The sequence below is a fragment of the Pseudomonas sp. GM24 genome, assembly GCF_000282235.1.
Taxonomy (GTDB): Bacteria; Pseudomonadota; Gammaproteobacteria; order Pseudomonadales; family Pseudomonadaceae; genus Aquipseudomonas.
The window spans coordinates 1-26,587 of record NZ_AKJR01000245.1; the positions used below are offsets into that span (position 1 = coordinate 1).

Consider the following 26,587-nt stretch of genomic DNA (forward strand, 5'->3'; position numbering starts at 1 on the left):
TCTTTTGATCTTGTTTTTCACAAGCAAAGTCAAAAGATCGCAGCCTTCGGCAGCTCCTACATGGGAAATGTGTGAAACAGAATAAATCATGGGCGCAAAAAAAGTGGCCACCGCGCAAACGGGGCCACTTTTTTCTACGGCGTATTAATGGCCGTACACATCAAAGTCGAAGTACTTGTCCTGGACTTTCTTGTACTCGCCATTGGCGCGGATTTCGGTGATGGCTTTGTTGAACTGCTCGGCCAGCGCGGTATCGCCCTTGCGCACCGCAATGCCGGCGCCGCCGCCGAAGTACTTGGCGTCTTCATAGGTTGGGCCAACAAATTCGAAGCCTTTGCCGGCGTCGGTTTTCAGGAAACCGTCGCTGAGGTTGACCGAGTCGGCCAGCATCGCGTCGATACGCCCGGAAACCATGTCGAGGTTGGCTTCCTGTTGCGAGCCGTAACGCACCAGGTCGATACCGGCCGGCACCAGTACTTCGGTGGCGTAACGGTCGTGAGTACTGGCACGCAGCACGCCGACTTTCTTGCCTTTGAGCTCGGTCAGCGGGTCTTTGACACCGGAGCCTTCCTTCATCACGAAGCGCGCCGGGGTGTGGTAGTACTTGATGGTGAAATCGACGTTCTTTTTGCGGTCGTCGGTGATGGTCATCGACGACAGGATCGCGTCGATCTTCTTCACTTTCAGCGCCGGGATCAGGCCATCGAACTCTTGCTCGACCCAAGTGCATTTGACTTTCATCTGCGCGCACAGCGCATCGCCGATGTCGACGTCGAAACCGGCGAGTTTGCCGTCAGGGGTTTTCATCGAGAATGGCGGGTAACCGGCTTCGATACCGATGCGGATCGGCTTGGCGTCTTCGGCCACGGAGGTCAGGGACAACATCGACAGTGCCAGGGCACCGAACATCACTAGCTTCTTCATTTATAACTCCTGTGTGCGGAGGCTTTTATTGGCAGCTTTCGATTCAGCGTTCGGTCATGGCCAATTGGCTACAAAAACCGAAGTGGCCGGCAGTCTATGGCGGCGCGCACAGGGTAAATTGTGTTTAAGCGACAAATACTTATGAAAGATCGGCGCACCGATTGACCGGGGTCAACGGGTGCGCCGTCGTGGTGCAAGGGCTGTAGGACAAGCGCTTTTTTTGCTCAGGAATTCTCTTAAAAGAACGTCAGCATTCGCAGCCGATGGCGGTTTTGGCGGCTTGTTCAACGCTCAGTTGAAAACCTTCATCCAGCCATCCGGTCACGCCGCCGATCATCTCCTTGACCGGGTAACCCAGCGCCGCCAGTTTTACCGCCGCCTTGTTCGCGCCGTTGCAGTGCGGGCCGGCGCAATAGACCACGAACAGCGTGGTTTTCGGGTAACTCGCCAACTCCGCCGCCGTCAGCAAACGGTTCGGGATATTGATCGCGCCCGGCACATGCCCGCGCTCAAAGGCCAGCGGCCCACGGACATCGACCAGAACAAAATCGATCTCGCCAGCCTCTTGGCTGCTGAACACGTCGGAGCAATCGGTTTCGAAAGTCAGACGATTGCTGAAGTGCATCAGGGCGATCGCCGACGGCGCCGCAGGGATATCGCGAACCAGGCTGGTCATGGGTGTTGCTCCTTTATCTGAACGGGTGTGAACAGACTTTATCGAGCGGCCGCTTGCGGCTACAGTGGCGCACAAGACACTCACCGGGAATTTTCCGCCAAATGCCGACATCACCAGGTCTGGTCGCGATTCTGGCCTACGACGGCCTCTGCACATTCGAGTTCGGCATCGCCGTGGAGGTCTTTGGCCTGACCCGGCCGGAGTTCGATTTCCCGTGGTACACCCACGCCATCGCGGCGGTCGATCAAGGTCCGATGCGCGCCTTGGGCGGCATTCAGGTGCTGGCCGATGGCGGTCTGGAATTGTTGGCCGAGGCGCACACCATCATCATTCCCGGCTGGCGCGACCGCAACGCGGCAGTGCCTCCAGCATTGATCGACGCGCTGTGCCAGGCCCACGCGCGGGGTGCGCGATTACTGTCGATCTGCTCCGGTGTATTTGTGCTGGCGGCCACCGGCCTGCTCGACGGCCACGGCGCCACCACCCATTGGCGTTACACGGCGGAACTGGCGCAGCGCTTCCCGGCGATTGCGGTTGATCCGGATGTGCTTTATGTCGATTCCGGCCAGTTGATCACCTCGGCCGGCAGCGCTGCCGGAATCGATGCCTGCCTGCATCTGGTGGCGCGGGACTTCGGCACGCAAGTCGCCAACTCGGTGGCGCGGCGTCTGGTGATGTCGCCGCAACGCACCGGCGGTCAGGCGCAGTTCATTCCGACACCGGTCAGCCCGACGCCGCGCAACGATCTGTCGCGGGTGATGCAATGGGCGCGCGAGCGCTTGCATGAACCGCTGGAAGTGCGTGATCTGGCCAGCGAAGCGGCGATGAGTGAGCGCACGTTTCTGCGGCGTTTTACCGAGGCCAGTGGGCAGTCGCCGAAGGCGTGGTTGCAGCATGAGCGATTGGCGCGGGCGCGGGAGTTGCTGGAGAGTACGCCGCATAACACCGAGCAGATTGCCGAGCGTTGTGGCTATCGGTCGGTGGAGAGTTTTCGTGTGGCGTTTCGCGGGGTGGTGGGGGTGCCGCCGTCGGTGTATCGGGAGCGGTTTGGGCGCGGCGTGAGGGTTGAATCCTGAGGTGATTTTGAAGGCGCCTTCGCGGGCAAGCTCGCTCCCACAGGGGGTACGCATTTCAAAGGTGGGAGCGAGCTTGCTCGCGTAGGCGCCCAGTCAAACGCAGCATTATTTAGACATCAGCCATGAGGCTACAGCGCCTTGCGCCTTTGCCTACAACTACGCCAGAATCCGCCGGCTTGTGCGGCTAGGGGGTCGCCGGTAACTTGGTTCGCGTCACTGAATGTTCAGTGATCGGGTTTAGTCGCTCGGTAATCCACTTAAACTGCACAACGTTCCAGACAGTAGGTATTTCGATACCTCACTCAATGGTAGCTGTGCGCAGGGCGCCTTCGGGTGCGCCGGTTTTGGTGGAGTTCCCGGTCGACTAACCTGCGTATAGCTGCCACCTTTTCGTTTAGTCGCGAGGTGGTGTCAGCATCACTTTGGAAAACTACACCATGTTCAAAATCACGCCAAATCCGCCCGAAACAGACGCGGAAATCGATCAAAATCCAACGTCTCCCTATTCCACACCGGGCTCCAGAAAACTCCACGAAGCCGCCGAACGCGCCCTCGATCACTACCTGAAACCCACACCGCCTTCACCACCGCGCAGACCCAGCACCATGTTCCTCGTCGACCCCAACACCGGCGCCGAAGACCTCATGGCCCACGCCTGCGAATCCATGGCTTCGGCCAGCATCATGCTCAGCGACTTCGCCGCCCTGCTCGACTCGCCCTACCGCAACACCGTGCTCGGCATCCAGCAAGTGGTCATGCTCGGCGAACTCGCGGTCAACCGCGCCCTCGACAAAATCGACCCCGCACTGAGGCAATAAACATGTCCAACAAAACCGATGCACAAGTCGTCGCGGCACTGGTGGCCATGGGCTTCAACGAGCGGGACGGACGCTGGGCACAGAACGCCTGTCTGGTGCTGTTCGAAAGCGAACGCGAAACCATCGTCGCCTCCGCCGTCACCGTCCTTCCCCAACTAGATGAACTGGAAATCGACGCCGTTCTACCCGCTCTGCGCCGCGTAACCCGCCGGTTCCCCTCACTGCAAAAAACCGTGGCCGACACACTGGCCGAAATGGCCCACGCAGCCTGATTGACCGCGTGATCGTTCTTCGCGAGCAGGCTCGCTCCCACAGGTGTTCACGGTTACTCGCGGCATTCGAGTACACCGCCGTTCCAATGTGGGAGCGAGCCTGCTCGCGAAAGCGTTCTTTCTGCATCGGGCGCGTGAGTCACTAAGCTCGAAAATCCGCGAGGATAAAGGGTGTGTGGTCACGCAAGTAAACGTCGACATCGTCCAGCGAGTGCAACGCTTCACTGGATGACTCCACGCGTTCTTCATCGTCATGACGAATGACCGTGACGAAAAAGGTTTCTTCCTGTCGGACCAACGTCGCAGTGCGTTTGACTGGTCGCCCATCCTCCTGAGCAAAGGACATCGCACGTAACGTTTCATTTTGCAGAGCTTCAGACACGCTTGCTTTTAGGGCCTTGCGTTTGGCGAGCAGTTCTTTCGCGACTACCCAACTGCCAACTGCAGTGGCAGCGGAAACGAAATACATGTAGTTGTAAGTCGATCCTCTGCGCGAGGCATGCCTCTCCACCAGCCAATCGGCAACTTGTGAAACCCACTGCCACACATCCATCGCATTTATTCCCAAGCGTAAAAAACGACCCGGTTTCAATCCTCCCGCGTCAACACTTCCAACAACTCAATCTCAAACACCAGATTCGAATTCGGCGGGATCTTGCCCATCGTCCGCTCGCCATAGCCCAAATGCGCCGGCACCAGCAATTTTCGCTTGCCCCCCACCTGCATGCCCATCAAGCCCTGATCCCAACCCTTGATCACCCGCCCGGTGCCAATCACGCACTGAAAAGGTTTGCCACGGCTGTGGGAAGAATCGAACTCGCTGCCGTCTTCCAGCCAACCCGTGTATTGGGTGGTGATCAGCGCGCCTTTGACGGCGGCTTTGCCTTCGCCGACCTGAAGATCGATTACCTGCAGTTCATCATTCATAACATTCACTCTATTGTTCAGCCGGCCGCCGTTTTCCCAGAAATGCCGGGGATTGGCAACCTGCCAGCGCAGATCAACATGTATCCGAACCGAGTATTGAAGCATTAACATAGCCAACCGCCACTACTCTACGGATCGATTCGCCATGCTGGCAGCACCCGAATGACTCTGTTCTGGATCAGCCTCGCCGTGGGCGTGATCATGCTGACCGTCATCGCATTGCTGCTGTGGCGCGAACGCGATTTGCGCAGGCAGCTCGCGCAGTATCGGGATCTGCTGAGACGGGCCGCCGATGGCCAACACATTCAGCAGGACGGCGACGTCGAGCGCTTCAAACGCAGCCAGTACTTTGCGCGCATCGGCACTTGGGACTGGGAAGTCGACACGGATCGGCTGTACTGGTCGGATGCGATTTACGGCATGTTCGGCTTCAAGATCGGCGAGATCACGCCGTCCTACGCGTTGTTCTGTTCTTGTGTCCATCCAGACGACCGCACCAAGGTGCGCGAAGGCGAACTACGCTGCCTGGAGACCGGCGAAAATCACGATGAGGAATACCGCGTGGTGTGGCCCGACGGCACGATTCGTTGGTTACGGGAAACCGGCAACGTGGTGCGCAACGACCACGACGCGGTGGTGAAAATGATGGGTGTGGTGCGCGACATCACCGAAGAAAAAGCCTCGGCCAGCTACCTGCAACACCTCGCTCACTTCGATCCGCTGACCGGCCTGCCCAATCGCCTAGTGCTGGAACAACGTTTGTCCGAAGCGCTGGATCAAGCTCGCCAGACCGAGACTCGTGTCGCACTGGTGTTCGTCGACCTCAACGGTTTCAAAACCATCAACGACCGCTATGGCCATGCCGCCGGCGACCGGGTGCTGATCACCATGGCCACGCGGCTGAAACGCATCCTGCGTGTCACCGACACCGTCGCGCGCATTGGCGGCGATGAGTTTGTGGTGATCCTGCAAGGCCTGTCGCCGAGCCTGAGTTTGCAGGACGAAGCCCGCAGCATCTGCCAGAAAATCTTCATCGAACTGTCGCCCCCGATCAGCATCGGCAACGACCAGCGCCACATCGGCACCAGCCTTGGCGTGGCGGTGTTTCCGGACCATGCGACAGCCATGGATCGCTTGCTGCACGTCGCAGATCTGGCGATGTATGAGGCCAAGCGCAGTGGCAATAATCAGTATCGGCTGGGGGGTGGGCAGGTGATGAATCAGGTTCGGGTCGATTAGCTCGATCAGTCCGCGGGCAGGCCAAACGGAACACCATTGAAGGTATGCGTGCAGCAACGGCAATGAGGTTTCATATCCTCGGCAGTCAACTGCGGGTTGACGATTTGCAACTGCTTTTGCCCATCGACGAACAGGCCGTTGAAGTAGGCCGACTCGCCCAGTCGCACAATGTCCTCGCGATCATCTTCATGGATGGCAACCATCCAGAACACCGGCTCTGGCCGATCAAGGCGAGATACCGCTTCGCTGAAAATCTCATCCCAATGACCGCCGACTCGGGATAACAGAAAACGAAACAACGGCGTGTAGTCATAGCCGTGGTGTTTGATGCCGTGCATCGAGCCACGCATGGCCTCGCTGCGGCTCTGCGCTTTGGTGTTTCTTTGGTCGCGGTAGTGCCCGCCTGGATTATTGCGCCAGACATTGTGGGCGGTGGTGTTTTCTTTGCGATACAGCGGTTTCTTTTCCAACCCGTTGCTCCTGAGATCATGGGGTCTCCACGCACTCTACTATTTACCAGATCAATGCTCGATTACGATGTTTCTTCCATGACCAACTGCTACGCTCTGGCAATCTCCTTTAAAGCCAGTCGCTCAGGATTACAAAAACTGCCGTGAGCACCTATAAAATCTTCTGAAATGATACCCGTGACAAGGACTCACACAATGCTCTTTGATCAAGTTGACACCGCCCTCCTGCATTTCCTTCAAAACCCTATCAGAAACATTGATTACCTGGATAAAAAATGCGCCGACCCAAGTTGGTATGTTCGTACAGCGCATCGCATCCCTTTGATTCGCAAGCTACTGACAAACGAACAACTTAAATCACTGATCGGGCATCAACTCTTAAAAAACCTGCGCCAAATAAAAACGTCAGCAAAAGAAACCTTGAAGCCTCACCCAAAACTGACAGGCAAAAACAATATCGACCTTTTCATGTCGACACTCAACCAATACTTCAATATAGAAATATGCTCCACCCTTCTCAAGACTGCCCCTCCAGAATTCCACACCTCTATAGATCTTTATCGGAAACAGGCTCTGTTCGGAAAGCTTGAATACAATTGCAACCGCGCAACCGAAAACCTTGAACTTGATGAATCCTACATTTATTCAATTCTAAAAAACCCAGAACTCTGGAAAACCTACTATTTAAGTGAAACCTATTTCCTGCTGACTCTCGACTTGATGCAAGCCTCCTATAGCGGTGACGAACTCCTGATTAAACCCACACCAAAACTGCAATCCAGTTTGCGCCAACGGTGGCTTGCGGAAACTTCAGAATTCCACTCAATCATCAGCGATCTGGTACTCCTGAATCATTATCGAGAAATTATTGATCAAGGCAAATTCCTGTCCTTTAGCGACAAGGACGCCTTGACAGACTACTTCCTGGATAAATGCCTTTCCATCCATGTAGGTTTTCTCTCGTCTGCGCTAAAGAACAATAGCCGTTATCATTACCTGCGAGACATAGTTTTTGTTGCAGCCTTCCTTGAGATTCGAGCCCTACAAGGTCACTCAAGGACTCATTACGCAGCCTTCTCAGGCTACATCAACCCCGCTTCACTCAGTTACATGAACAGCGCTTTGTCCAGCGAAGATTTACCGAAAGTGGACTCGGCACAAAGCTTTATCGCCGTACAAGGCAGTGAATACATTCACGGCCCGTTAAAACTAAAATACGGACTAAAGAAACTGGTAGGTTTACTGCTGGGAAATATAAAAGACCCGAAAAACCCTCATGACGTAAAGAGCCTATTTGGCAACAACTTCGAACAAGAACACATGATTGATTACATACGAAGCATCAATGGCAACAGATACATTGTGCACCCAGGCTTCAAAGCCGGCACAAACGCAAAAATAAAGAAATATGACATCGACCTTGTCATCGAGGACTCCCACCACAATACATTTTATTTTATCCAGGCAAAATATCGACTAAGTGATCAACCGACCTTTTTGAGTGAACAATATGAAGTCATGCAAAAAGACGACTTCCACAAAGGTTACGCACTGCAACTACTCTCACTCAAAAACAATCTCGCAGACAAAAGCATACGAGACAAGTTAAATGGCCTGGGGCTGTCGGCCGCCACCGAAAAAAACAGTCACTTCATTCTTCTGCACAACATGCCATTCCTAAATTTCCATCAAGTCCACGGCATATATTTTTACGAGTGGAATCTCTTCAGGAATTTACTGAAAAACGGAAAGATCCACATCAATCAAAATCTACAGATAAAAGAAGAATACACGTTAACCGACGAACAGCTCTGCGAACCTGATCGAATCGTAGATGCGTATTTTGGTGAAAGCGCCAGCGGACGGCAAAATGCAATCAATTACTTACTTTATCTGAACACCCAAGTCACCTATCGCCTTGGTCATCTAAAAATTCGTAGCGATATCATATAAGTAATTGAGTGAATGGCCGAAGACCAACCCCTGAACTGGCTGGTCATCAGCTCGAGTGAAGTGCTGGACGATGGTTCGATCTAGCGCTCGACCGGTTTCATCTCGACAATCGTCCCGTTTGTGATCATCACCATGACGTACTGGTCATTAATCTGAACCCACTGCGCTTGCGGCTCGGGTTGTTTCAGACCTTTCTGTTTCCAATTAGTGATGGCTTTTTCACTGCGTTGATAAATATCCGGAGCACGGTCGTTGACCTTCAGCTCGCGGTCGCTGACCGGGGATTGCACGGCCTGTTCATTTGAGGTTTGCGCCGCTTGAACAAGTGGGCTGATCCCGGCAATGCCGGCGACGAGGGCCAGGCTGGCGATTAGGGTTTTGCTGTTCATCGGTGAACCTCCTGTGATGTGTGCTACCTGAACTCGGACTGCCGGGTTCGGGAAACATTCCTTGTTTTTTCCGTGAGCAGGCTGGGGATTGTAGTTGTCTGTGAGGCCGCCATCGCTGGCAAGCCAGCTCCCACAGGGTTTCTTGGTGTTGCAGAAACAGTAGGTACACCGCAAAAACTGTGGGAGCTGGCTTGCCAGCGATGGCGTCGGCACATTCAACATCTTCATTGACTGACAAACCGCTATCGCCAGCAGGCTGGCTCCCCAGGTTTATCAATAACCTGAAAGGATTGATCCACTTTGCACATCAATCCATGCCAACAATGCAATTAACATCCAGTTACACCTGCGCCACCATCCACCTCAATAAAAACCGTGCGCCGCCCTCCCGTCGCGCACGTCATAAAAGCGGTGGAGTACTTTTCTATGACAGCCTCAATCCCACACAACGGCTCGCGGGCCGGTGCCATTTTCCGGGTGACCTCGGGCAACTTCCTCGAACAGTTCGACTTCTTCCTGTTCGGCTTCTACGCCACGCAGATCGCGGCAGTGTTCTTTCCGGCGAGCAGTGAGTTCGCTTCCCTGATGATGACCTTTGCGGTATTCGGCGCAGGCTTCTTGATGCGTCCACTGGGCGCCATCGTGCTCGGTGCGTACATCGATGATGTCGGCCGACGCAAAGGTTTGATCGTCACGCTGTCGATCATGGCCAGCGGCACGATATTGATTGTGCTGGTGCCCGGTTACGAAAGCATCGGCCTGTTTGCCCCCGCACTGGTGTTGATCGGGCGCTTGCTGCAAGGCTTCTCGGCCGGGGCGGAACTGGGCGGTGTGTCGGTGTATCTCGCCGAGATCGCCACGCCGGGTCGCAAAGGTTTCTTCACCGCTTGGCAGTCGGCCAGTCAGCAAGTGGCGATCATTGTCGCCGCTGCTTTGGGCTATGCGCTGAACGCGTGGATGGCGCCGGATGTGGTGGCCGATTGGGGCTGGCGGATTCCGTTTTTCGTCGGTTGCATGATCGTGCCGTTCATCTTTTTTCTGCGCCGTAACCTGGCGGAAACCGAAGAGTTCGCCGCACGCAAACACCGCCCGAGCATGGGTGAAGTGTTCCGCACTCTCGGCCAGAACTGGGGCGTGGTACTCGGCGGCATGTTGATGGTCGCGCTGACCACCACCGCGTTTTACCTGATCACCGTGTACGCGCCGACCTTCGGCAAAACCGTCCTGCACCTGAGCACCTCCGACGCGTTGCTGGTGACCTTGCTGGTCGGCGTGTCGAACTTCTTCTGGTTGCCGATTGGTGGCATGTTGTCCGACCGTATCGGCCGTCGTCCGGTGCTGATCGCCATGTCGCTGCTGGCCCTGGCCACCACCTATCCGGCGCTGTCGTATCTGGTGCAGGCGCCGAGCTTCAGCCACATGTTGCTGTCGCTGTTGTGGCTGTCGTTTATCTACGGCTTGTACAACGGCGCGATGATTCCGGCGCTCACCGAGATCATGCCGGTCGAAGTGCGGGTTGCCGGTTTCTCCCTCGCCTACAGCCTGGCCACCGCCATTTTCGGTGGCTTCACCCCGGCGATGTCGACCTTCCTGATTCAGTACACCGGCGACAAAGCCGCACCGGGTTACTGGATGAGCATCGGTGCGCTGTGTGCCTTGTGCGCCACTCTTTATCTGTACCGCCGTGCCGGTGGTCGTCTGCAACCTGTCGCGGCCTGAGGAAAACTCGCCATGAAAAAACTGTTTACTGTCACCGCCCTGCTCGCCGGTCTCGCGTTCAACCTCGCGGCCCAGGCCGAAGAATTGAGCGTGATGACCTCCGGGGGCTTCACTGCCGCCTACAAGATTCTCGGGCCGAAATTCGCTGCCGCCAGCGGCAACACATTGACCACCAGCCTCGGTCCGTCGATGGGCAAAGCACCCGAGGCGATCCCCAATCGCCTCGCCCGCGGTGAACACGCCGACGTGGTGATCATGGTCGGCTACGCCCTCGACGACTTGATCAAACAAGGCAAGGTCGACCCGGCCTCGCGCGTTGAACTGGCGGACTCCCGGATCGGCCTGGTGGTGCGCGAAGGTGCGCCGAAACCGGACATCAGCAGTGTCGACAGCCTGAAGAAAACCTTGCTTGACGCGCAGTCCGTGGCCTACTCCGACAGCGCCAGCGGCGTGTACATCGAGCAGCAGTTGTTCAAGAAACTGGGCATCGAAGATCAGCTGAAACCGAAGGCCAAAATGATCCCGAAAGTCCCCGTGGGTTCAGTGGTTGCCACCGGCGACTATCAACTGGGCTTCCAGCAGGTCAGCGAATTACTGCCAGTGCCGGGCGTGAGTTTCGTCGCGAAGATTCCGGAATCGGTGCAATCGGTGACGCGGTTTGCCGCCGGGATTCCGGTCGGCGCGCAGCATCCAGAAGAGGCCAAAGCCTTGCTCGCTTACCTCGCCGCGCCGGCCGCGCAAGCTGACGTGCAGGCCACCGGGCTGGACTCGGTCAAGCGCTGACAATCGGCGGCTGGACCTTCATTTCCACCACCAGCCGCTCCAGTTCCAGTGCCGCCGGGGTCAACGTGCGACCCCGGCGCTTGATGATGCCGACACTGCGCATCACTTGCGGATCGGTCAGCGGCACTCGCGTCAGGATCGGATGATCCGGCCCGGGCATCGCCATCAGCGGCACCGCCGCCACGCCCAACCCCGCTTCCACCAGACCGATCATCGTCGTGACATGGCGGGTTTCGCAGATGCTCGAGCGCTGCGGCACCACCGTGCTCAACGCCTGATCGAGCAGAAAACGGTTGCCGGAGGTCTTGTCGAGCGAGATGTAATCCTGCTGATAGAACTCGTCCCAGCTCACGCTGCTGCGCCCGGCCAACGGGTGATCGCGGCGACAGGCGACGACGTAGCACTCCTGCACAAGCGGTTCGAACTCGACTTTGGCATCCTGCGTACCGAGAAAACTCAAGCCGAAATCCGCCTCGCCATTGACCACCGCACTCAAGACATCGTGCGCACTGGAGTCGAGCACTTTGACTTTGATCCGTGGAAATTGCTGGTGATAGCGCGCAACCACACGGGGCATGAAGTAGTACGCCGCCGAAGGCACGCAGGCGACGGTGACGTGGCCTAAACGGGTCGAAGCGACTTCGCTGATGCCCAGCAACGCGACATCGAGATCATCGAGCAAACGCTCGACACTGGGCATGAATCCACGCCCGGCCTGGGTCAGGCTGACCTTGCGCGTGGTGCGTTCGAAGAGTTTCACGCCGAGAGCGTCTTCGAGCTTTTCGATGCGCCGGCTCAACGCCGGTTGCGACAGGCGCACGGTGTCGGCAGCCTTGCGAAAACTGCCCTGCTCGACCACGGCGCGGAAGGCTTGCAGGTCGTTAAGGTCGAAGTTGATGGCCATGGCAGGACTCGGGAGATTGATTCGCTGAGGCTATCAATGTAACCAATTGATGCGATTTTTTACACTGCCCGTTCTGTCGAGAATTGCCGCTGGATGGCAGCAAGATTGCGCTGGCGAATCCAGCCACTGGCCAGACGAATCAGCAGCCAGTAAGGGGTGAAGAGCATTTTGCTGCGCGTGGAAGCGCAATACACAAAGGTTTCGGTGCGCAGCGTGCGCATGCCTTGTGGATGTTCGATGACCTGAAAACGCAGCAGCAGTTTCGCCGCGCGTGGATCATCCAGCGCCTTGAAGGCTTGAGCATCAGCGATATGGCCAGTCTTCAGATCCGGGCGCCAGAAGCGTCCTGCCAGGCCCAGAGACACTTCTGTCGGGGTGCGTTCCAGTAGCGTGAAAGCGTCAAAACCGAACGGGGCGGTTTGCGCCTGCGAAGCTCCGCCAGCCAATCTTCGTAGTATTTTTCCCGGCAACTCGCGCAGGGATAACAGCGCATCGACGACGCGGTCTTCACGCATGTCCAACGCGCAAACGGCGGCGATGATGTCCTCGGGTTGCGCACGAATCGCACCCGACTCATGCCGCTCGTGAAACTGAAACAGCGGCAGAAAAGGCGAAGGATATTGCCACGTCAGATTGTCTTTGCGGCCGATGATGCCCAGTGCGCTGCAGAGTTTTCGCTTCATGAAACAGCTGTCCCGTGATCAGAGGATTTGAACCAAGGCGTGGCACCTTTGAAGTCGATCCGAGGATCGCCGCCAAGGGTGCCATGTCATGCCATTGAGGAGCGGTCAGGCCTGCAAACGCTCACTCGGAGCCAGAGCCGGTTCGTCCGCCAGAGCGGTTTTCTCCGGCACTTCGCAAGGTGCCACAGCGGTCGTGCGACGCAGATCGACCTTCAACGCGCCCCACGACAGCCCGGCACCGAAACCGCACAGCACAACGTGCTCGGCCTGCGGCGTGCCGATCGCGGCATGACGCGACAACACGATCGGAATCGAGGTGGAGCTGGTATTGCCAACGCCATCGATGTCGACCGGCATCTTTTCCGCCGCCACGCCGATCATCCGTCGCAGGTAATTGAGCATGAACGCGTTCGCCTGATGCAGTACCAGCAAGTCCAGCGCAGCAGGACTTGACCCTGTCGCCTCAAGCAAAGCCTTGACGGTCTGCGGGACCCGGCTCAGGGCAAAATTCATCACCGCCGTGCCATCCATCTGCAAACGCTGGATGGTCGCGCAAACGTGGCTGCCCGCCTCCCGGGCGTAGGCGATGTCGGACTGCAGCGCCGCGCCGCCGCTGCCATCGGCGCCGCAGATGAACTCGAACTTGCCTGCACCCGGCTCCAGCAACGTTGCCGACGCAGCGTCACCAAACAGCATCTTCACGTGGCGGTCGCGTTCGTCGAGGATTCGCGTGGTCACGTCCCCGGTGCACAGGAGGATTTTCTTGCAGGCACCGGATGAAATCAGCGCGCCCGCCTGAACCAGCGCACTGATATAGCCGGAGCAACCTGCGGCCACATTCAGTACCAGGCAATGCTGCGGCAGGCCGAGGGCCTGCTGCACCATGAAACCGACACCCGGCACCCACGAGTCGGGCGTCTGGGTCACCACGATCAGACCGTCGATGTCCTGTGCCGCAGCATGCCCTTGATCGAGCAGGTTGCGGCACGCGGCGATGATCAGATCAGAGGTGTGCAGGGTTTTGGTTTCGCGGATCGACTGGATGCCGGTGCTCTTGGCGATGCGCGCAACTTCCTTGGCGCCGAACAGTTCGGCGAAGTCCTCTTCCGTCACACGACGCTCGGGCAGCGCCGCCGTGACCGCCCGAATGGCGACGCCCTCAATGGTCAGCAGGCTCATGCGGCGTCCTTGATTTTGCAGTCGATCAGATCGAACAGATCCTGCACCGTGACCACACGCTCGATCTCCTCGCCCGACACGCTCACGCCGACTTGTTCGAACACCAGCGCGATAATCCCGATTCGCGCCATCGAGTCCCAGTTGTCGCTGTTTTCCAGCCGCGTCTCACCGTGCAGTTCGTCCACCGGGATGAACAGGATTTCAGCGATGCTTGCGCGCATTTTTACCAGATCAACCATGGGTCATTTCCTTATAACGTGATGAGTAAACCGGTCTCACGACTGGGCGAGAACGCCGGGGTGACGCATTTTCTTGAAGCGGCTGGTGTACAGCGGCGTCTCGGCGATGGAGACCACCCGCGGCAGTTGTTCCTGCGCCAGTACGCCGCGAACGTGTTGATACAAGCGGACCTTGAACGCTTCCAGGCTTTCCGGCTCGAATAGCGTGAAACGCGCGGCGACGATCTGCCCGAGCAGTGGGTTGGGCTGCGCGTAAACGACCACATCCGAGACGTTTTCCAGGCCCATCAGCACACTTTCCACGTGCGACGGAAAGACCTTTTTGCCGCCGACGTTGATCAGATCGACCGCCCGCCCCGTGACCCGGAAATAGCCCTCGTGCTCCTCGGCCAGGTCATGGGTGATCAGGTAGCCATCACTCGACAGGTCACCGGCGCTGGCAAGGTAGCCAAGCATGTTGGTTGCGCCGCGCACGTGCAGAATGCCGTCGACCACCCGCAGGCTGTAGTTCGGGTCTTCGATCTTCATCCACGCGCTGTCGCCGGCCTTGCTGCGGCACGGCAGCACGCCGATCTCCGACATCCCGTACAACTGCTGCAATTGCACGTGCGGCATGACGTTGGCAATGCGCTGGATGGATTCCGGTGAACTCGGTTCGGAGCCGAAATAGATGCGCTGCAGACTGCTCGTGTCCCACTTCTGGAAGACCCCGGTGATCGTCGCCAGGTTCAGCAGCGTCGGCGAGACGTGCAGGGTTTGCACGTTGAACGATTCGATGCAGCGACCGACCTCTTGCGGCGAGCGCTCATTGGGCAGAATCAACGTGCCATGGGTGGCGAGCGCCTGCAGCACGGTCACCAGGCCGCCGATGTGATCGAACAGCAGAAACGCCAGAATCGCACCGCAGTGTTCGGCATTCAGGTAGCGCTCGAAGAACGGCGCGATGCTGTGCACCACGCCTTTTGCCGGGCCTGTCGAGCCTGAAGAAAACACAATGAAACCGGCCTGACGCCGCGACAGCAGTCCGTCTACAGTCGGTGGCACGACAGGGTTGGCGTGCTGGACAACCGCCAACTCCGGCGTCCCGCCGATAACGGAAAACCTCGCGCCCGCCGCGCCCGCCAACTGCGCGAGCTGTTCCTCGCCCTTGGGCACAGACAGCGCCACCACGTTGTTGTGCAGCCACAACGCGAACAGCATGCAGACGCTGTTGAAGCTGTAGTTGTCGACCAGCAGTACGCAGGAATCACTGACGGATTTTGCCGCCAGCTCCGCGCTGTACACGCTTATCTGCGCGTGCAACTGGTCATAGGTAAAGCGGCCCTCATCGCTGACGATTGCCGGTTGGCTGCCGGCGCTTTTCAGATGAGCCAAAAATGCTGCTACTTGCATACCCAACCCTCCCGCTCGATCAAACGGCCTGAACTGAAGCTTGCGCCGCAGACAACCGGTCCATGATGTAGGCGATCAGCGTGCCCAGTGTGGCAAACGGCGTAGCGGTTTCGGGCAGGTCGGTGGTATCGGCCAGACGCACCTCAACGCCAAGCTGGCTGCGCAGTTTTTCCTCGACATCGACAATGATCGAGACCAGGGTCAGGGAATCGATGCTGCCGTCCACGCCGTAAAGGCGACTGTCTTCGCCACGGGACAAATCGATCGGGGTGCCCAGCAACAGATCCTGTTGCCGAACGGCTGACTCGGTCAGCGCTTTGACTTGATTGAACATTCCAACATTCCTTTATTGGCTGATGCAGGTCCCTGCATTCACTACGCTTGAGACAATGGCGAGTGCGTTTTCTGGTGATCGGCCAGCGCCGTGCGCATGTCGACGAATATCCCGCTCTTGATCCCATAGGCATCGGGCGCGTCAATCACCGCCAGCATGTCCTTCGCGCGTTGCGCAGGTGACACCATGTAACCGGGCGCCAGGGCTCGTTGCTGCAGCGACTTGAGGTCGGCGAAGTCGGCGGTGCGCTGGCTGAAGCTCACCTGCCGGGACAGACCGGTATCAACGTTGCACAGACCGAGCACCGCGAAGAAGACCTGCGGATTTTCCTCGGCGTAAACACCGCCCAATGCCGCCAGCGCGGCTTTCGACAGGCTGTATGGCAGCGTGCCCGCGCGAAAGCGCACGCCCGCCATCGAGGCTGACAGCACGCATGTCGTCGGGCGCCGGGAAGACGACAGCACGAGGTCAAGCATGGCTTTATTGGCCAGCACGTTGACGTTGAGCACATGCTGCAGCTCATCCAGCGAGAATTCCGCACCACGCCCGGGGACGTTGCCGCTGACCCCGGCATTCAGGAAAACCCTGTCGACGCCCTGTTCCAGAACGCTGGCAAAGTTGTCCTCGAACAGCTCGTCCATCGCGCTCGGCCGGGACAGATCGAACGACCGAAAATGGAAGTCCGGATAGTCCATCAGGCCATAGGGCTGACGACGCGAAGTGCCGAAAACCGTATGCCCGTTTTGCAAATGAAGCAGCGCCAGCGCCTCGCCGATGCCGCTGCTCACGCCCGTGATAAACACCCGCTGGCTGGCCTTCTCGCGAGATTCTGCAGTAGGGTTACGCGTTACGGTGTGCATCAGAATTTACCGGCCGAAAAACCGCCATCGACCGGCATCACCGTACCGGTGACAAACGACGATGCGTCACTCAGCAGCCAGAGGATTGCGGCGGAAATCTCGCCGGGGTTGGCGAAGCGCTTCATCGCCGTCACTTGCAGCTTGTGCCGGGTGGACTCCGGGTTGGCTTTCAGGCGCTCTTCCGAGTTCATGCCGCCCAATGTCGGCCCGGGGCATACGGCGTTGACGCGAATCGAATGCCGCTCAGGCAGGGCTTCTTCAGCGCATTCAATCGCGCAGACCTGGGTCAGCATGTTCAGCGCAGCCTTGCTGGTGGAATAGGCGCTTTGTTTGGCAACCCCCAGCAAACCGGCGCAAGACGAGACGTTCACGATCGAGCCACCCGCATGCTTCGAGATCAGGTTGGTTTCGTGCTTGAGCAACAGCAGCGGGCCCAGCAGATTGATTTCCAGTACGCGCTTCCAGTCAGCGAAATCCATGTCGCGGATCGGCGCGTGTTTTGAGGTGACGCCGGCATTGTTGACGGCCAGATCGAGTCGACCGTGCCTGTCGTTGATGAGGCGGAACAGCTCGATCACCGAGGCTTCGTCGGTGACGTCGCTGCGGATGAACGTGCAGTTTTCGCCGAGACGACTTTGCGCGGTCAGGCCATCGTCTTCGTTGCGGCCGGTGATGTAACAGATGCAGCCGGCTTCGATCAGCTTCTGGCTGACATCAAAGCCGATCCCACGTGTGCCCCCGACAACGAGAGCGATCTTGGCGGTGAAGTTCATTGCAGGTTTTCCTCATAGTGCTGTTGGAGTTGTTCTGGCCGGCGGTAGGCAGGATTGACGCAGCAATACACGCGCTCGGCCATGGGCTCTTTTTTGTCGCGGAAACAAAACGCATCGCCTCGGCAGCGGTTGAGCTGATCGGCTCGCCCCGCCAGTTGCTTGGCGACGAAGTCGTTGTCGGCGAGCATGGCGCGGCCGAACCCGACGAAATCGGCATCGCCACTGGCGATGATTTCATCGGCTTGCGCCACGTCCGCGACCGAACCGGTAAAGCCCAGCGGAATCCGCACGAAACGCTTCAGATAGCGGCAGCCTTCCCGCGACATGGCCAAGGCCTGTCCGGTATTTTTGAAAAAGAAACGGAAGGTCTCGCTGATGCCCAGCGAACAGGTAATCGCTGCGACCCCACTGGCCTCCAGCGCGGCGACGACATCACCCAACAGCGCGGCGTGCTGCCCTTCTGCACCGAGGCCGTCATCCATGCCCAGGCGCACAGTGACCGCGACCTTGTGATCGGTGGCCTTGCGGATCCCGTCGACAATCGAAAGCAACAGCCTGGCGCGCTTGAGCGGCGTGCCGCCCCAGTCATCCACGCGCCGGTTGGTCTTTGGCGAAAGGAAGCTGCTGATCAAATAGCCGTTGGATGCCTGTAGCTGGATCAACGTGGCACCGGCCTGTTGCGCATAGCGGGCGGCGGCGCAGAACTGTTCGATGCAGCGCTGGATCTGTGCCTCGGTCATCGCCACCGCCCGTGCCTCGGGGTACGCACTGAGGATGCTCGGCGACGCGATGGCGCTGGGGGTCAGAATGATTCCCTGCTTCGACGGCAGTGACTGCGGCCCGTAATGCTGCAGTTGCACGCCCAACGGGAAACCACGCGCCCGCGCCGCTTCAAACAGCGGCCGCAGGGCCTGCGCGTGGGCCGCCGAAGTCAGACGCAGACCACGGCTGTTGTAGCGTGCATCGGCGTCGACGCTGGCATTGCCGAGAAAGCCAAAACCGGCACCGCCGTCCATCAAAGCTTGATAGACCGAGAAAAACGCCGGTTGCGGGAAGCCGTGTTCGTCACACAGATCCATGCCGAGCGAGGAAAAATACAGTCGATTCTTCGCCACTGCCTGCGTGCCGAAATGCAGCGTTTGGGTGGCCGCCTGGAAAGTCGGGGTTGCCACGATCATTGCTGCAAGGCCGCAAGGGCCGGCTCATCGAGGTGGACAAAGCCGCGCTTGATCATGTCGCTGATCACTTGCAAGCCGTTGAAATCTACCTCGGCGAATTCCCACGATGAATGCTCACCCTGCCCGACGCGGCGGATGCCGGCGGTAAAACTCAATTTGCCTTCATAGACGATGTGCAGAGTGACCGACTCGGATATATCCGCCGTTGTCGTCACGCAACCGCTCTTGCCCAGGCCCAATAGCTGCACTTCAACTTTGCGCCCCTGCGCGTCGCTGATCGTGCAGGCCAGCTTCAACGGTTGCAGCGGTGCAAACCAGTCGTTGCAGTAGATGAAGATATTGCGGGTCTTTTCGAACAGCGGCATGTCGATCACGGTGGCTTTGGTGTCGACGGTGGCGAACAGGGTCTGACGTTGATAGAACGCGACGCGCAGATGGATTTTCTTCGGCGACGTGGCATCGCTCGGGGTCATGTTGTCGACCACCAGTTCGATCGGATACATCAGCTCTGCGTAAGCGAAAAAACTCGCGTTCAGCTCATTGACGCTGACGGTGACGGCACCGCGCGCATGATCGGTGTGGTGATACAGATGGTGATAAACCGCTTGCCGCGCCGCCTCGATGAACATCGTCCCCGGCACATGCTCGTGCGCCTTGCGATAGAAGAAATAATTGTCGGCGTTATTGATGAAGCGGAACGAACTGGCGCGGCGAATCGCCGGGATCGATTCGCACAGCGCGGCCACGCTGGTTTCCAGGCTGTCGCTGCGGATTCCAGCTGCCTCCAGTTGTGCGGCGACGATCTGATAAGGCAGCGCCCTCAGCCGATTCCATTCATCATCGGCACGAACTTCTTCCATCCGGTTCTTTTTCTGCAGCGCTGGCGCAATCTCGAAGCGGCGTGGCAGGTTGGCGCCTGCAGCGTAATTGCGTACCAACGGGTTATGCCCGTTGGCTTCAACCAGTGTGTCGTTCACATACAGCGGCAGCGCGTCTCTGGGGGCACCAATCAAAACGTCGTCAGCCGAACCTTTGTGCAGGAGGTCGGGCGCAATGCTGTCGTTATTCATCGTTATCAGCTCATCTCGGTAGTTGTTGTATTTGTTGTTCTGCGGGGCTGGCGTAGCCTTCGGTCAAGAGGCTTCCATCACGTCGCGCTCTTCTTCGCTCAGTTGCCTGGCGATGACGGTGGATGGCTGCCATGACTCGACACCGTGAATGACCGGCTTGTCCGCCAGAATCTGTTCGATGAGTTCTTTCTCGCGCAGTCGCGCCGCCGCAATCGAGCGCTCCTTGACGTGGCCGTAGCCGCGAATCGAATCCGGCAGATTTGCCCAGGCGACGAACGCCGACAGATTCTCCGAGTTCAATTTCGGTAACAGGCGTTGCAGGGTTTGCTCGTAGTCATTGAGCAAGCGCCGCTCTTCGCGGCGTTCGGCAGAGAAGCCCAGCGGATCGAACCGGGTGTTGCGCAACACCCGGCCCTTGGCCAGGACCTTCAGCAACGGCAGGATCCAGCCGGAAAACGCGATCTTTTTCGGCTCGCCGGTGCTCTCCTGGTTCTTGCGCAGCAGCGGCAAGGCAAAGTGAAATTTCAGGCGAACGCCGCCGTCGAAGCGGGCCTTCAGCGAGTCGGTGAAACTGCGCGTGGTGAGCAGCCGTGCAACCTCGTACTCGTCCTTGTAAGCCATCAGCTTGAAGAGGTTGCGTGCCACTGCCTGGGTCAGCGCGCTGTCATTACCGGCCGCCGGTAGCGCTCGCAGTTGCTCGATGACCTTGCGGTAACGCGCCGCATACGCTGCATTCTGGTAGCTGGTGAGGAATTCGCTGCGATGGTTGATCAGTTGTTCGAGGCTTTCGTGGCGGCCGCGCATGTCGCTGATGTCGCGGATCGCAATCGTCGACACGGCATCCATGGGTTGCTCCAGGTAAGGCGCGACAAAAGCCGAATCCTGCGCCCACAATCGGCCCCAGGCGAAAGCCAAATGGTTGGTCGCGGCGCTGCCGGCCAGATCAATGGCTTTTTTCAGCGCCGGCAGCGACACCGGTATCGTGCCCTTCTGCCACGCGTAACCGAGCAACAGCATGTTGGCTTGCATCGGGCTGACCAGGCTGTTCGCCAACTCACCGGCATCCAGGCTGTGAAAGTGTTCGGCGCCGACTTTCTGCTGCAGAAATGTTTGAATCGCGTCGGTTTCTATACCCAGTCCGGTATTGCGCAACATTGCGCCAGTCTGGGTCAGAGCACTGTTGGCGATGACCACGGTTTTGTCCGGTCGCAGCGTTGCCAGCGCATCGTCTTCACTGGCCACCACCAGATCGGCCGCGAGCAGCAAGTCGGCACCGCCGATGTCGATGCGGTGCTGGTGCAACGCATCGGCGTCGCCGGCCAGACGTATGTGGCTCAACACGGCGCCGCCCTTTTGCGCAAAACCGGTAAAGTCGAGCACGCTGACCGCACGTCCGTCGAGGTGGGCGGCCATGGCAATCGCCCGCGCCACGGTCACCACACCGGTACCGCCAACACCCGCCAGGAGCATTTCATACGGCAGGTCGAGCGCACGCGCGACTGGCGGCAGCGCCAGCGCTTCGGCCCGCGCCAGCACCTGGGCGCTGTCGGCGAGTTTGCGCGGTCGTTGCCGCAGCTTGCCGGTCACTGTCACAAAGCTTGGGCAGAAGCCCTTGATGCACGACAGATCGGTGTTGCACGAGTGCGGATCGATGCGGCGCTTGGCACCGAACGAGGTTTGCACCGGGATCACCGACAGGCAGTTGGATTTGACCTGGCAGTCGCCGCAACCTTCACAGACCGCTTCGTTGATGACCACTTCAGTCTTCACCAGCGAGGCCGGCAATTGCTTCTTGCGTCGACGACCTTCGACGGCGCAGACCTGATCGAAAATCAGCACGCTGACGCCACGGGTGTCGCGCAGTTGCAACTGCACTTCTTCGAGCTTTTCACGGTGAAAGACTTCGATGCCCTGAGGCAGACTGTCATGCGCCTGGTACCGCTGCAGGTCGTCCGCCACCACCACGATTCGCTGCGCGCCTTCGGCCTTGAGCAGCTCAACGGCTTTCTTCACCGTGAGCTTGCCGTCGATCGGCTGGCCGCCGGTCATGGCCACCGCGTCGTTGTAGAGCAGCTTGTAGGTGATGGTCGCGCCGGCCGCGATGGCCTGTCGCACCGCGAGGAATCCGGAGTGAAAAAAGGTCCCGTCGCCGATGTTCTGGAAGATGTGCGGGGTCTGTACGAACGGTGCCTGGCCCAGCCAGTCGACCCCTTCTCCACCCATCTGCACGCTGCCGGTGGTCGAGCGTTCAGGCATGCGCGCGGCCATGGCATGGCAACCGATGCCGAGCCGCGCTTCACTGCCCTTGGGCACCTGAGTGGAGGTGTTGTGCGGGCATCCGGAACACAGATAAGGCGTGCGCCGGATCCACTCTTCAACTCGCGAGACGCTGGGCAGGCACCAGAAATCCGGGAGACTCAGGTCAATGCCCATGCTTTGCAGACGCTGCTTGAGCAGTACGGCGATGCGCGACGGACGCAGCTCTTCGTGATCCGAGATCAGTGGTTGGCCGTGTTCGTCGGTCTTGCCGATGATCACCGCACGCTGGTCATGCGCAGCGTTGTAGTACTTCTGTTTGAGCTGCTCTTCGACAATCGCTTGCTTCTCTTCGATGATCAGCACATTGCCGGCGCGTCGGGTCCAGGCGTCCAGCACAGGCGACAGCGGATAGACCAGGTTGATCTTGAGCAGCGCGACGCCGGCGTTTTCCAGTTGCTCAAGGGAGATACCACATTGCTGCAAGGCCTGGCGCACGTCGCCATACGCCTTGCCCACCGCACCGATGACCAGCGTCGGCCGGGCGGGCGCGGTGACCGCGGTATCGATCGGGTTCGCCAAGGCAAAGGCCCGGGCGGCGTCGAACTTGAACGCGGTCCGGCGCTCGATCTGCATGCCCGGCAGGTCCGGCCAGCGCCAATGCAGCCCGTCTGGTCCCGGATTGATCTCGGGGGTGACGAATTCGGGTAGCGGGATCGATTCAACGGAGGCAGTTGCCTCGACGGTTTCGGTGATGGCCTTGAAGCCCACCCACAATCCTGAAGTGCGTGACAGCGCCCACCCCCACAGACCGCAGCGTTCGTAATCATCAAGGCCTGCCGGATGAATCACCGGCAAACCCCAGGCGATCAGCGTGCGGTCGGATTGATGCGACATCGATGACGACACGCAACCGTGATCGTCACCAGTGACCACCAGAACCCCACCGTTGGGCGACGAGCCATAGGAACTGCCGTGCTTGATCGCGTCACCGGAGCGGTCGACCCCGGGCCCCTTGCCGTACCACATGCCGAACACGCCGTCATACAGACGCTGCGGATCACTTTCGACGCGCTGCGTGCCGATCAGGGCCGTGGCTGCCAGATCTTCATTGATCGCGGGCAGAAAACGGATGTTCGCACTCTCCAGAACAGCCTTGGCCTTGACCAGCTCGCGGTCGACACCACCCAGCGGTGACCCCCGGTAGCCACTGACGAAGCCCGCCGTGCGAATGCCGTTGGATCGATCCAGTTCAGCCTGGGACAGCAGCAACCTCACCAGCGCCTGCTGGCCACTCAAAAAGACCCGATCGTTGGGCAGTGCGTGTTCCCGGCAGTAGATCGAGCGACTGTCATACCGCTCGATACGCGACAATGGCGCCTGAGTCTCATCAGTCGCGAGTTTGTCCGGTTGCAGCCGTTGGCGTTCTGAATCAATGGAATCCAAGTACACAGTTTCAAATCCTTATGAAAACTTCACATTTAATGTGCTTAATTGCGCACTACAGCAGAGGTTGCATCAAAACACTTGATCACTACTCGACGAATTCGCGAGGTATAAGCACTTGAATAGCGCGCGCAAAAAAAATGCACTCGCACGGCTCCGCGATTTATTGAGAGCCGATCGAGTTTTTTTGTACTTTCGTTATAAACGCGGCACGAAATCCAAGTACAAAACTTCAAATCCTTATGAAATCTTTACTTTGAAAGTTGTATTTATCTCGATAGCGAGTACAACTTCAGGCTGCACTGAAGTCGTCGTCAAGAGCCGTTCGAAAACGCGTCACCTGCGGTTTTGGAAGCCAACAGACCGCAAAGGGGTTTTCGATTTTTCAGGAAGATGAACTCGTCTGAACCCGCGGCTTCCCGGGGTTCTGTCGAGTGACTGCCATGAATTTGGCGACGCCATAATGACGCCAGGATTTCAGTCGACGCATGATCTTGCGTCACGCTGCGACCGATATGGGGAATGAGGTGAAATCGCAGAGATTCCGATCCAATGGAGTCCAGATACAAAGTTTCAATTCCTTGTGAAAACTTCTCGCGACCATCCTGGTCGCTTTATTACAGCCGTTATATACAGCCAGCATCTCGGGTGAAAAATAGTAGATTCGGAGCCTTCAGCTTGTCAATCGCTGTAACAAACATTTAATCAGAAACTGACCATTACGAACTATCCAGTTCACGTAACTGCTTGGCGTAATACTGGCATTGCGAGCTTCGCATTATCGACCACCCGCGCACTCGCCGATCAAGACTGAATGGATCTTCCAATTAAAAACTTCGCCCATCGCCAGCGATTATCGAGTTATCGCGCAATGGCTCGGCAATATCACGCGCATTACATCAAGTCCAAAGTATTGCTTTTCATAACCAGATAATTGGCGAAGCGTCTTTGGCCGGAAAACAATTGCACAGCGCCTGACACTCTTCAACGCAAGACCTCGCGCGCCCATCAAAAGACATTAACCGCAAATCGCCCCCCGAAAGTGCCAGTGGTGTGACAGGAACTCAGCCCTTATCCTTGTCACCCCCGCCGTACCGTTGTCAGGAGTAACCCCCATGCCCCATGAAGGCAATCTGTTGCAAGCCGCCGTCGTTTTTCTGTTCGCGGCCGTGCTCACCGTGCCTTTGGCCAAACGTCTGCAATTGGGTGCCGTGCTCGGTTATCTGTTTGCCGGGGTGATCATCGGCCCGTCGGTGCTCGGCCTGATCGGCAATCCGCAAAGCGTCGCGCATATTTCCGAACTCGGTGTGGTGTTGCTGCTGTTCATCATTGGCCTTGAGCTGTCGCCGCGACGCTTGTGGGTGATGCGCAAATCAGTGTTCGGCGTCGGCCTGGCGCAAGTGCTGTTGACCGCTTCGGTGATCGGCGTGCTGGCGTTGTCGGTGTTTGGCCAACCGCTGAACAGTGCGATTGTGCTTGGCCTCGGTCTGGCGCTCTCATCCACGGCATTCGGTCTGCAAAGTCTGGCCGAACGCAAGGAACTGACCAGCCCCCACGGGCGGCTGGCGTTTGCGATTCTGCTGTTCCAGGACATCGCCGCGATCCCGTTGATTGCGCTGGTGCCGATGCTGGCCGGGGGTGCCCACGACACCAGCAACGCCGAGAGTCTGAATCACGCACTGCAAGTGCTCGGCGGTATCGCGGTGGTCGTGGTCGGTGGGCGTTATCTGCTGCGTCCGGTGTTCCGCGTGGTGGCGAAAACCGGTTTGCCGGAAGTGTCGACGGCTACGGCGTTGCTGGTGGTGATCGGTACGGCGTGGTTGATGGATCTGGTCGGTGTGTCGATGGCGCTGGGGGCGTTTCTTGCCGGTTTGCTGTTGGCGGATTCGGAATATCGCCATGAACTGGAAGCGCAGATCGAGCCGTTCAAAGGGTTGCTGCTCGGGCTGTTTTTCATCAGTGTCGGCATGGGCGCCAACTTGAGTTTGCTGCTCAGCGCGCCGATCACCGTGTTGGGGCTGACGCTGCTGTTGATCGGTTTGAAGTTACCGCTGCTGTTCGTCGTCGGGCGCCTGGCCGGTGGCTTGAACAAGGTCAGTGCGATTCGCCTTGGTATCGTGTTGGCGGCGGGTGGTGAATTCGCCTTTGTGGTGTTCAAGATCGGTCGTGATCAGGGTCTGTTCGAACCGCGCTTGTATGACTTGCTGGTGCTGACCATCACCTTGTCGATGGCGGTGACGCCGTTGTTGCTGTTGCTCTGCGCGCGGCTGGTCAGCCCGAAAGTGCAGCCGGTGGAAGTGCCGGAAAAATACCGTGAAATCGACACTGACACCCCGCGTGTAGTGATCGCCGGCATGGGCCGGATGGGTCAGATCGTGGCGCGGATTCTGCGTGCGCAGAACATCAAGTTCGTCGCGCTGGACACCTCGGTGGAAACCATTGAACTGTCGCGCAGCTTTGGCGGTGTGCCGGTGTTCTACGGCGACCCGATGCGCCCGGAAATCCTCAATGCGGCCAAGGTCGGCGAGGCGGAATACTTCGTGATTGCCACGGACGACCCGGACACCAACATCAAGACCGCCGAGGTGGTGCGCAAGCTGTATCCGCACATGAAGATCATCGCTCGGGCACGTAACCGTCAGCATGTGCACCGCTTGGTCGATGTCGGCGCGGAGGCGATTCGTGAGACCTATTATTCGAGTCTGGAAATGAGCCGGCGGACCTTGGTCGGACTCGGTTTGACCCAGGCCCAGGCCGATGCGCGGATCAAGCGCTTCAAGCATCACGACGAACAGGTGCTGGAGGCGCAACACGCGATCTACGACGATGCCGCCAAAGTCCTGCAAACCGCCCAGGAAGCCCGGGCGGAACTGGCGCGGTTGTTCGAATCGGATCAGCTCGAAGAAGAATCACGCCAAACCTGAGCCACACCCGATTGTTCCCACGCTCCGCGTGGCAACACAGCCCGGGACGCTCTGCGTTCCAATTCGCAAGCTGGAACGCGGAGCGTCCCTTGAGGCATTCACA

The 26,587-nt window shown here is 58.3% G+C and carries 25 protein-coding genes; 8 read left to right on the forward strand and 17 right to left on the reverse strand.

The annotated features are described in order from the left end of the window. Positions 1–144: 144 nt before the first annotated feature. Both PMI23_RS25120 and PMI23_RS25125 read right to left on the reverse strand, forming a co-directional pair. Entirely contained in the window at positions 145–924 is a 780-nt protein-coding gene (locus tag PMI23_RS25120) for an ABC transporter substrate-binding protein (RefSeq protein ID WP_007915057.1), read from the reverse strand. Positions 925–1,171: 247 nt separating this feature from the next. After that, positions 1,172–1,600 carry a rhodanese-like domain-containing protein gene (locus PMI23_RS25125; protein WP_007915056.1) on the reverse strand — a complete coding sequence of 143 codons (429 nt, stop codon included), beginning with the start codon at positions 1,598–1,600 and terminating at the stop codon, positions 1,172–1,174. Between the two features lie 101 nt (positions 1,601–1,701). Here PMI23_RS25125 and ftrA point away from each other — a divergent pair, with 101 nt between their 5' ends. The 3 genes from ftrA (at position 1,702) to PMI23_RS25140 (ending at position 3,766) form a co-directional block, all read left to right on the forward strand. Further along, complete coding sequence (gene ftrA / locus PMI23_RS25130) at positions 1,702–2,676, forward strand: transcriptional regulator FtrA (RefSeq protein WP_007915055.1); 975 nt, start codon at positions 1,702–1,704, stop codon at positions 2,674–2,676. Between the two features lie 437 nt (positions 2,677–3,113). Next, the gene (locus PMI23_RS25135) at positions 3,114–3,494 is read left to right on the forward strand and encodes a DUF6124 family protein (protein ID WP_007950198.1); all 381 of its coding nucleotides are present in this window, start codon (positions 3,114–3,116) and stop codon (positions 3,492–3,494) included. Between the two features lie 2 nt (positions 3,495–3,496). Beyond that, a complete protein-coding gene (locus PMI23_RS25140) occupies positions 3,497–3,766 on the forward strand; it encodes a hypothetical protein (RefSeq protein WP_007915053.1) in 270 nt (89 codons plus the stop codon). A 142-nt stretch (positions 3,767–3,908) separates the two neighbouring features. Here PMI23_RS25140 and PMI23_RS25145 read toward each other — a convergent pair whose 3' ends face one another. Beyond that, on the reverse strand, positions 3,909–4,319 hold the full coding sequence (locus tag PMI23_RS25145) for a hypothetical protein (protein WP_007915052.1): 411 nt from the start codon (positions 4,317–4,319) through the stop codon (positions 3,909–3,911). Between the two features lie 35 nt (positions 4,320–4,354). Next, the gene (locus tag PMI23_RS25150) at positions 4,355–4,693 is read right to left on the reverse strand and encodes an FKBP-type peptidyl-prolyl cis-trans isomerase (RefSeq protein WP_007915050.1); all 339 of its coding nucleotides are present in this window, start codon (positions 4,691–4,693) and stop codon (positions 4,355–4,357) included. Positions 4,694–4,855: 162 nt separating this feature from the next. Between PMI23_RS25150 and PMI23_RS25155 the strand changes: the two genes are divergently transcribed. Continuing rightward, positions 4,856–5,932: a sensor domain-containing diguanylate cyclase gene (locus PMI23_RS25155; protein ID WP_007915048.1), complete on the forward strand. Its 1,077-nt coding sequence runs from the start codon at positions 4,856–4,858 to the stop codon at positions 5,930–5,932. Between the two features lie 5 nt (positions 5,933–5,937). Here PMI23_RS25155 and PMI23_RS25160 read toward each other — a convergent pair whose 3' ends face one another. Further along, complete coding sequence (locus PMI23_RS25160) at positions 5,938–6,402, reverse strand: hypothetical protein (RefSeq protein ID WP_007915046.1); 465 nt, start codon at positions 6,400–6,402, stop codon at positions 5,938–5,940. 195 nt (positions 6,403–6,597) lie between these two features. Here PMI23_RS25160 and PMI23_RS25165 point away from each other — a divergent pair, with 195 nt between their 5' ends. Next, entirely contained in the window at positions 6,598–8,355 is a 1,758-nt protein-coding gene (locus tag PMI23_RS25165; protein WP_007915044.1) for a hypothetical protein, read from the forward strand. A gap of 80 nt (positions 8,356–8,435) precedes the next feature. On the opposite strand, the gene PMI23_RS25170 is transcribed toward PMI23_RS25165, so the two are convergent. Next, on the reverse strand, positions 8,436–8,744 hold the full coding sequence (locus tag PMI23_RS25170) for an RcnB family protein (protein ID WP_007915043.1): 309 nt from the start codon (positions 8,742–8,744) through the stop codon (positions 8,436–8,438). Positions 8,745–9,170: 426 nt separating this feature from the next. Between PMI23_RS25170 and PMI23_RS25175 the strand changes: the two genes are divergently transcribed. Together PMI23_RS25175 and PMI23_RS25180 are read left to right on the forward strand one after the other, a co-directional pair. Then, positions 9,171–10,463 (forward strand): MFS transporter, encoded by a 1,293-nt coding sequence (locus PMI23_RS25175; protein WP_007915042.1) that lies wholly within the window; start codon positions 9,171–9,173, stop codon positions 10,461–10,463. Between the two features lie 12 nt (positions 10,464–10,475). Further along, positions 10,476–11,246, forward strand: coding sequence for a substrate-binding domain-containing protein (locus PMI23_RS25180; protein WP_007915040.1), 771 nt, complete (start codon positions 10,476–10,478; stop codon positions 11,244–11,246). Here PMI23_RS25180 and PMI23_RS25185 read toward each other — a convergent pair. The 11 genes from PMI23_RS25185 to PMI23_RS25235 all read right to left on the reverse strand — a co-directional run bounded on the left by PMI23_RS25185 (position 11,236) and on the right by PMI23_RS25235 (position 23,566). Then, the gene (locus tag PMI23_RS25185; RefSeq protein ID WP_007915038.1) at positions 11,236–12,150 is read right to left on the reverse strand and encodes a LysR family transcriptional regulator; all 915 of its coding nucleotides are present in this window, start codon (positions 12,148–12,150) and stop codon (positions 11,236–11,238) included. The genes PMI23_RS25180 and PMI23_RS25185 overlap by 11 nt on opposite strands. 59 nt (positions 12,151–12,209) lie before the next feature. After that, complete coding sequence (locus PMI23_RS25190; RefSeq protein WP_007915036.1) at positions 12,210–12,833, reverse strand: hypothetical protein; 624 nt, start codon at positions 12,831–12,833, stop codon at positions 12,210–12,212. Between the two features lie 105 nt (positions 12,834–12,938). Beyond that, a complete protein-coding gene (locus tag PMI23_RS25195; protein ID WP_007915034.1) occupies positions 12,939–14,012 on the reverse strand; it encodes a ketoacyl-ACP synthase III in 1,074 nt (357 codons plus the stop codon). After that, the gene (locus PMI23_RS25200; RefSeq protein WP_007915032.1) at positions 14,009–14,251 is read right to left on the reverse strand and encodes an acyl carrier protein; all 243 of its coding nucleotides are present in this window, start codon (positions 14,249–14,251) and stop codon (positions 14,009–14,011) included. The genes PMI23_RS25195 and PMI23_RS25200 overlap by 4 nt, the downstream gene beginning before the upstream one ends. 36 nt (positions 14,252–14,287) lie before the next feature. After that, complete coding sequence (locus tag PMI23_RS25205) at positions 14,288–15,643, reverse strand: ANL family adenylate-forming protein (RefSeq protein WP_007915030.1); 1,356 nt, start codon at positions 15,641–15,643, stop codon at positions 14,288–14,290. A 19-nt stretch (positions 15,644–15,662) separates the two neighbouring features. Next, the gene (locus PMI23_RS25210; protein WP_007915028.1) at positions 15,663–15,977 is read right to left on the reverse strand and encodes a hypothetical protein; all 315 of its coding nucleotides are present in this window, start codon (positions 15,975–15,977) and stop codon (positions 15,663–15,665) included. A 41-nt stretch (positions 15,978–16,018) separates the two neighbouring features. Then, entirely contained in the window at positions 16,019–16,837 is an 819-nt protein-coding gene (locus PMI23_RS25215; protein WP_007950199.1) for an SDR family oxidoreductase, read from the reverse strand. Then, entirely contained in the window at positions 16,837–17,610 is a 774-nt protein-coding gene (locus PMI23_RS25220; protein ID WP_007915024.1) for an SDR family NAD(P)-dependent oxidoreductase, read from the reverse strand. The genes PMI23_RS25215 and PMI23_RS25220 overlap by 1 nt, the downstream gene beginning before the upstream one ends. Further along, positions 17,607–18,788: an oxidoreductase gene (locus PMI23_RS25225; RefSeq protein ID WP_007915023.1), complete on the reverse strand. Its 1,182-nt coding sequence runs from the start codon at positions 18,786–18,788 to the stop codon at positions 17,607–17,609. The genes PMI23_RS25220 and PMI23_RS25225 overlap by 4 nt, the downstream gene beginning before the upstream one ends. Beyond that, positions 18,785–19,858: an AfsA-related hotdog domain-containing protein gene (locus PMI23_RS25230; RefSeq protein ID WP_007915021.1), complete on the reverse strand. Its 1,074-nt coding sequence runs from the start codon at positions 19,856–19,858 to the stop codon at positions 18,785–18,787. The genes PMI23_RS25225 and PMI23_RS25230 overlap by 4 nt, the downstream gene beginning before the upstream one ends. Positions 19,859–19,921: 63 nt before the next feature. Further along, on the reverse strand, positions 19,922–23,566 hold the full coding sequence (locus PMI23_RS25235) for an indolepyruvate ferredoxin oxidoreductase family protein (protein WP_007915019.1): 3,645 nt from the start codon (positions 23,564–23,566) through the stop codon (positions 19,922–19,924). Positions 23,567–24,675: 1,109 nt separating this feature from the next. Here PMI23_RS25235 and PMI23_RS25240 point away from each other — a divergent pair. Beyond that, the gene (locus tag PMI23_RS25240; RefSeq protein ID WP_007915017.1) at positions 24,676–26,484 is read left to right on the forward strand and encodes a monovalent cation:proton antiporter-2 (CPA2) family protein; all 1,809 of its coding nucleotides are present in this window, start codon (positions 24,676–24,678) and stop codon (positions 26,482–26,484) included. Positions 26,485–26,587: the final 103 nt, after the last annotated feature.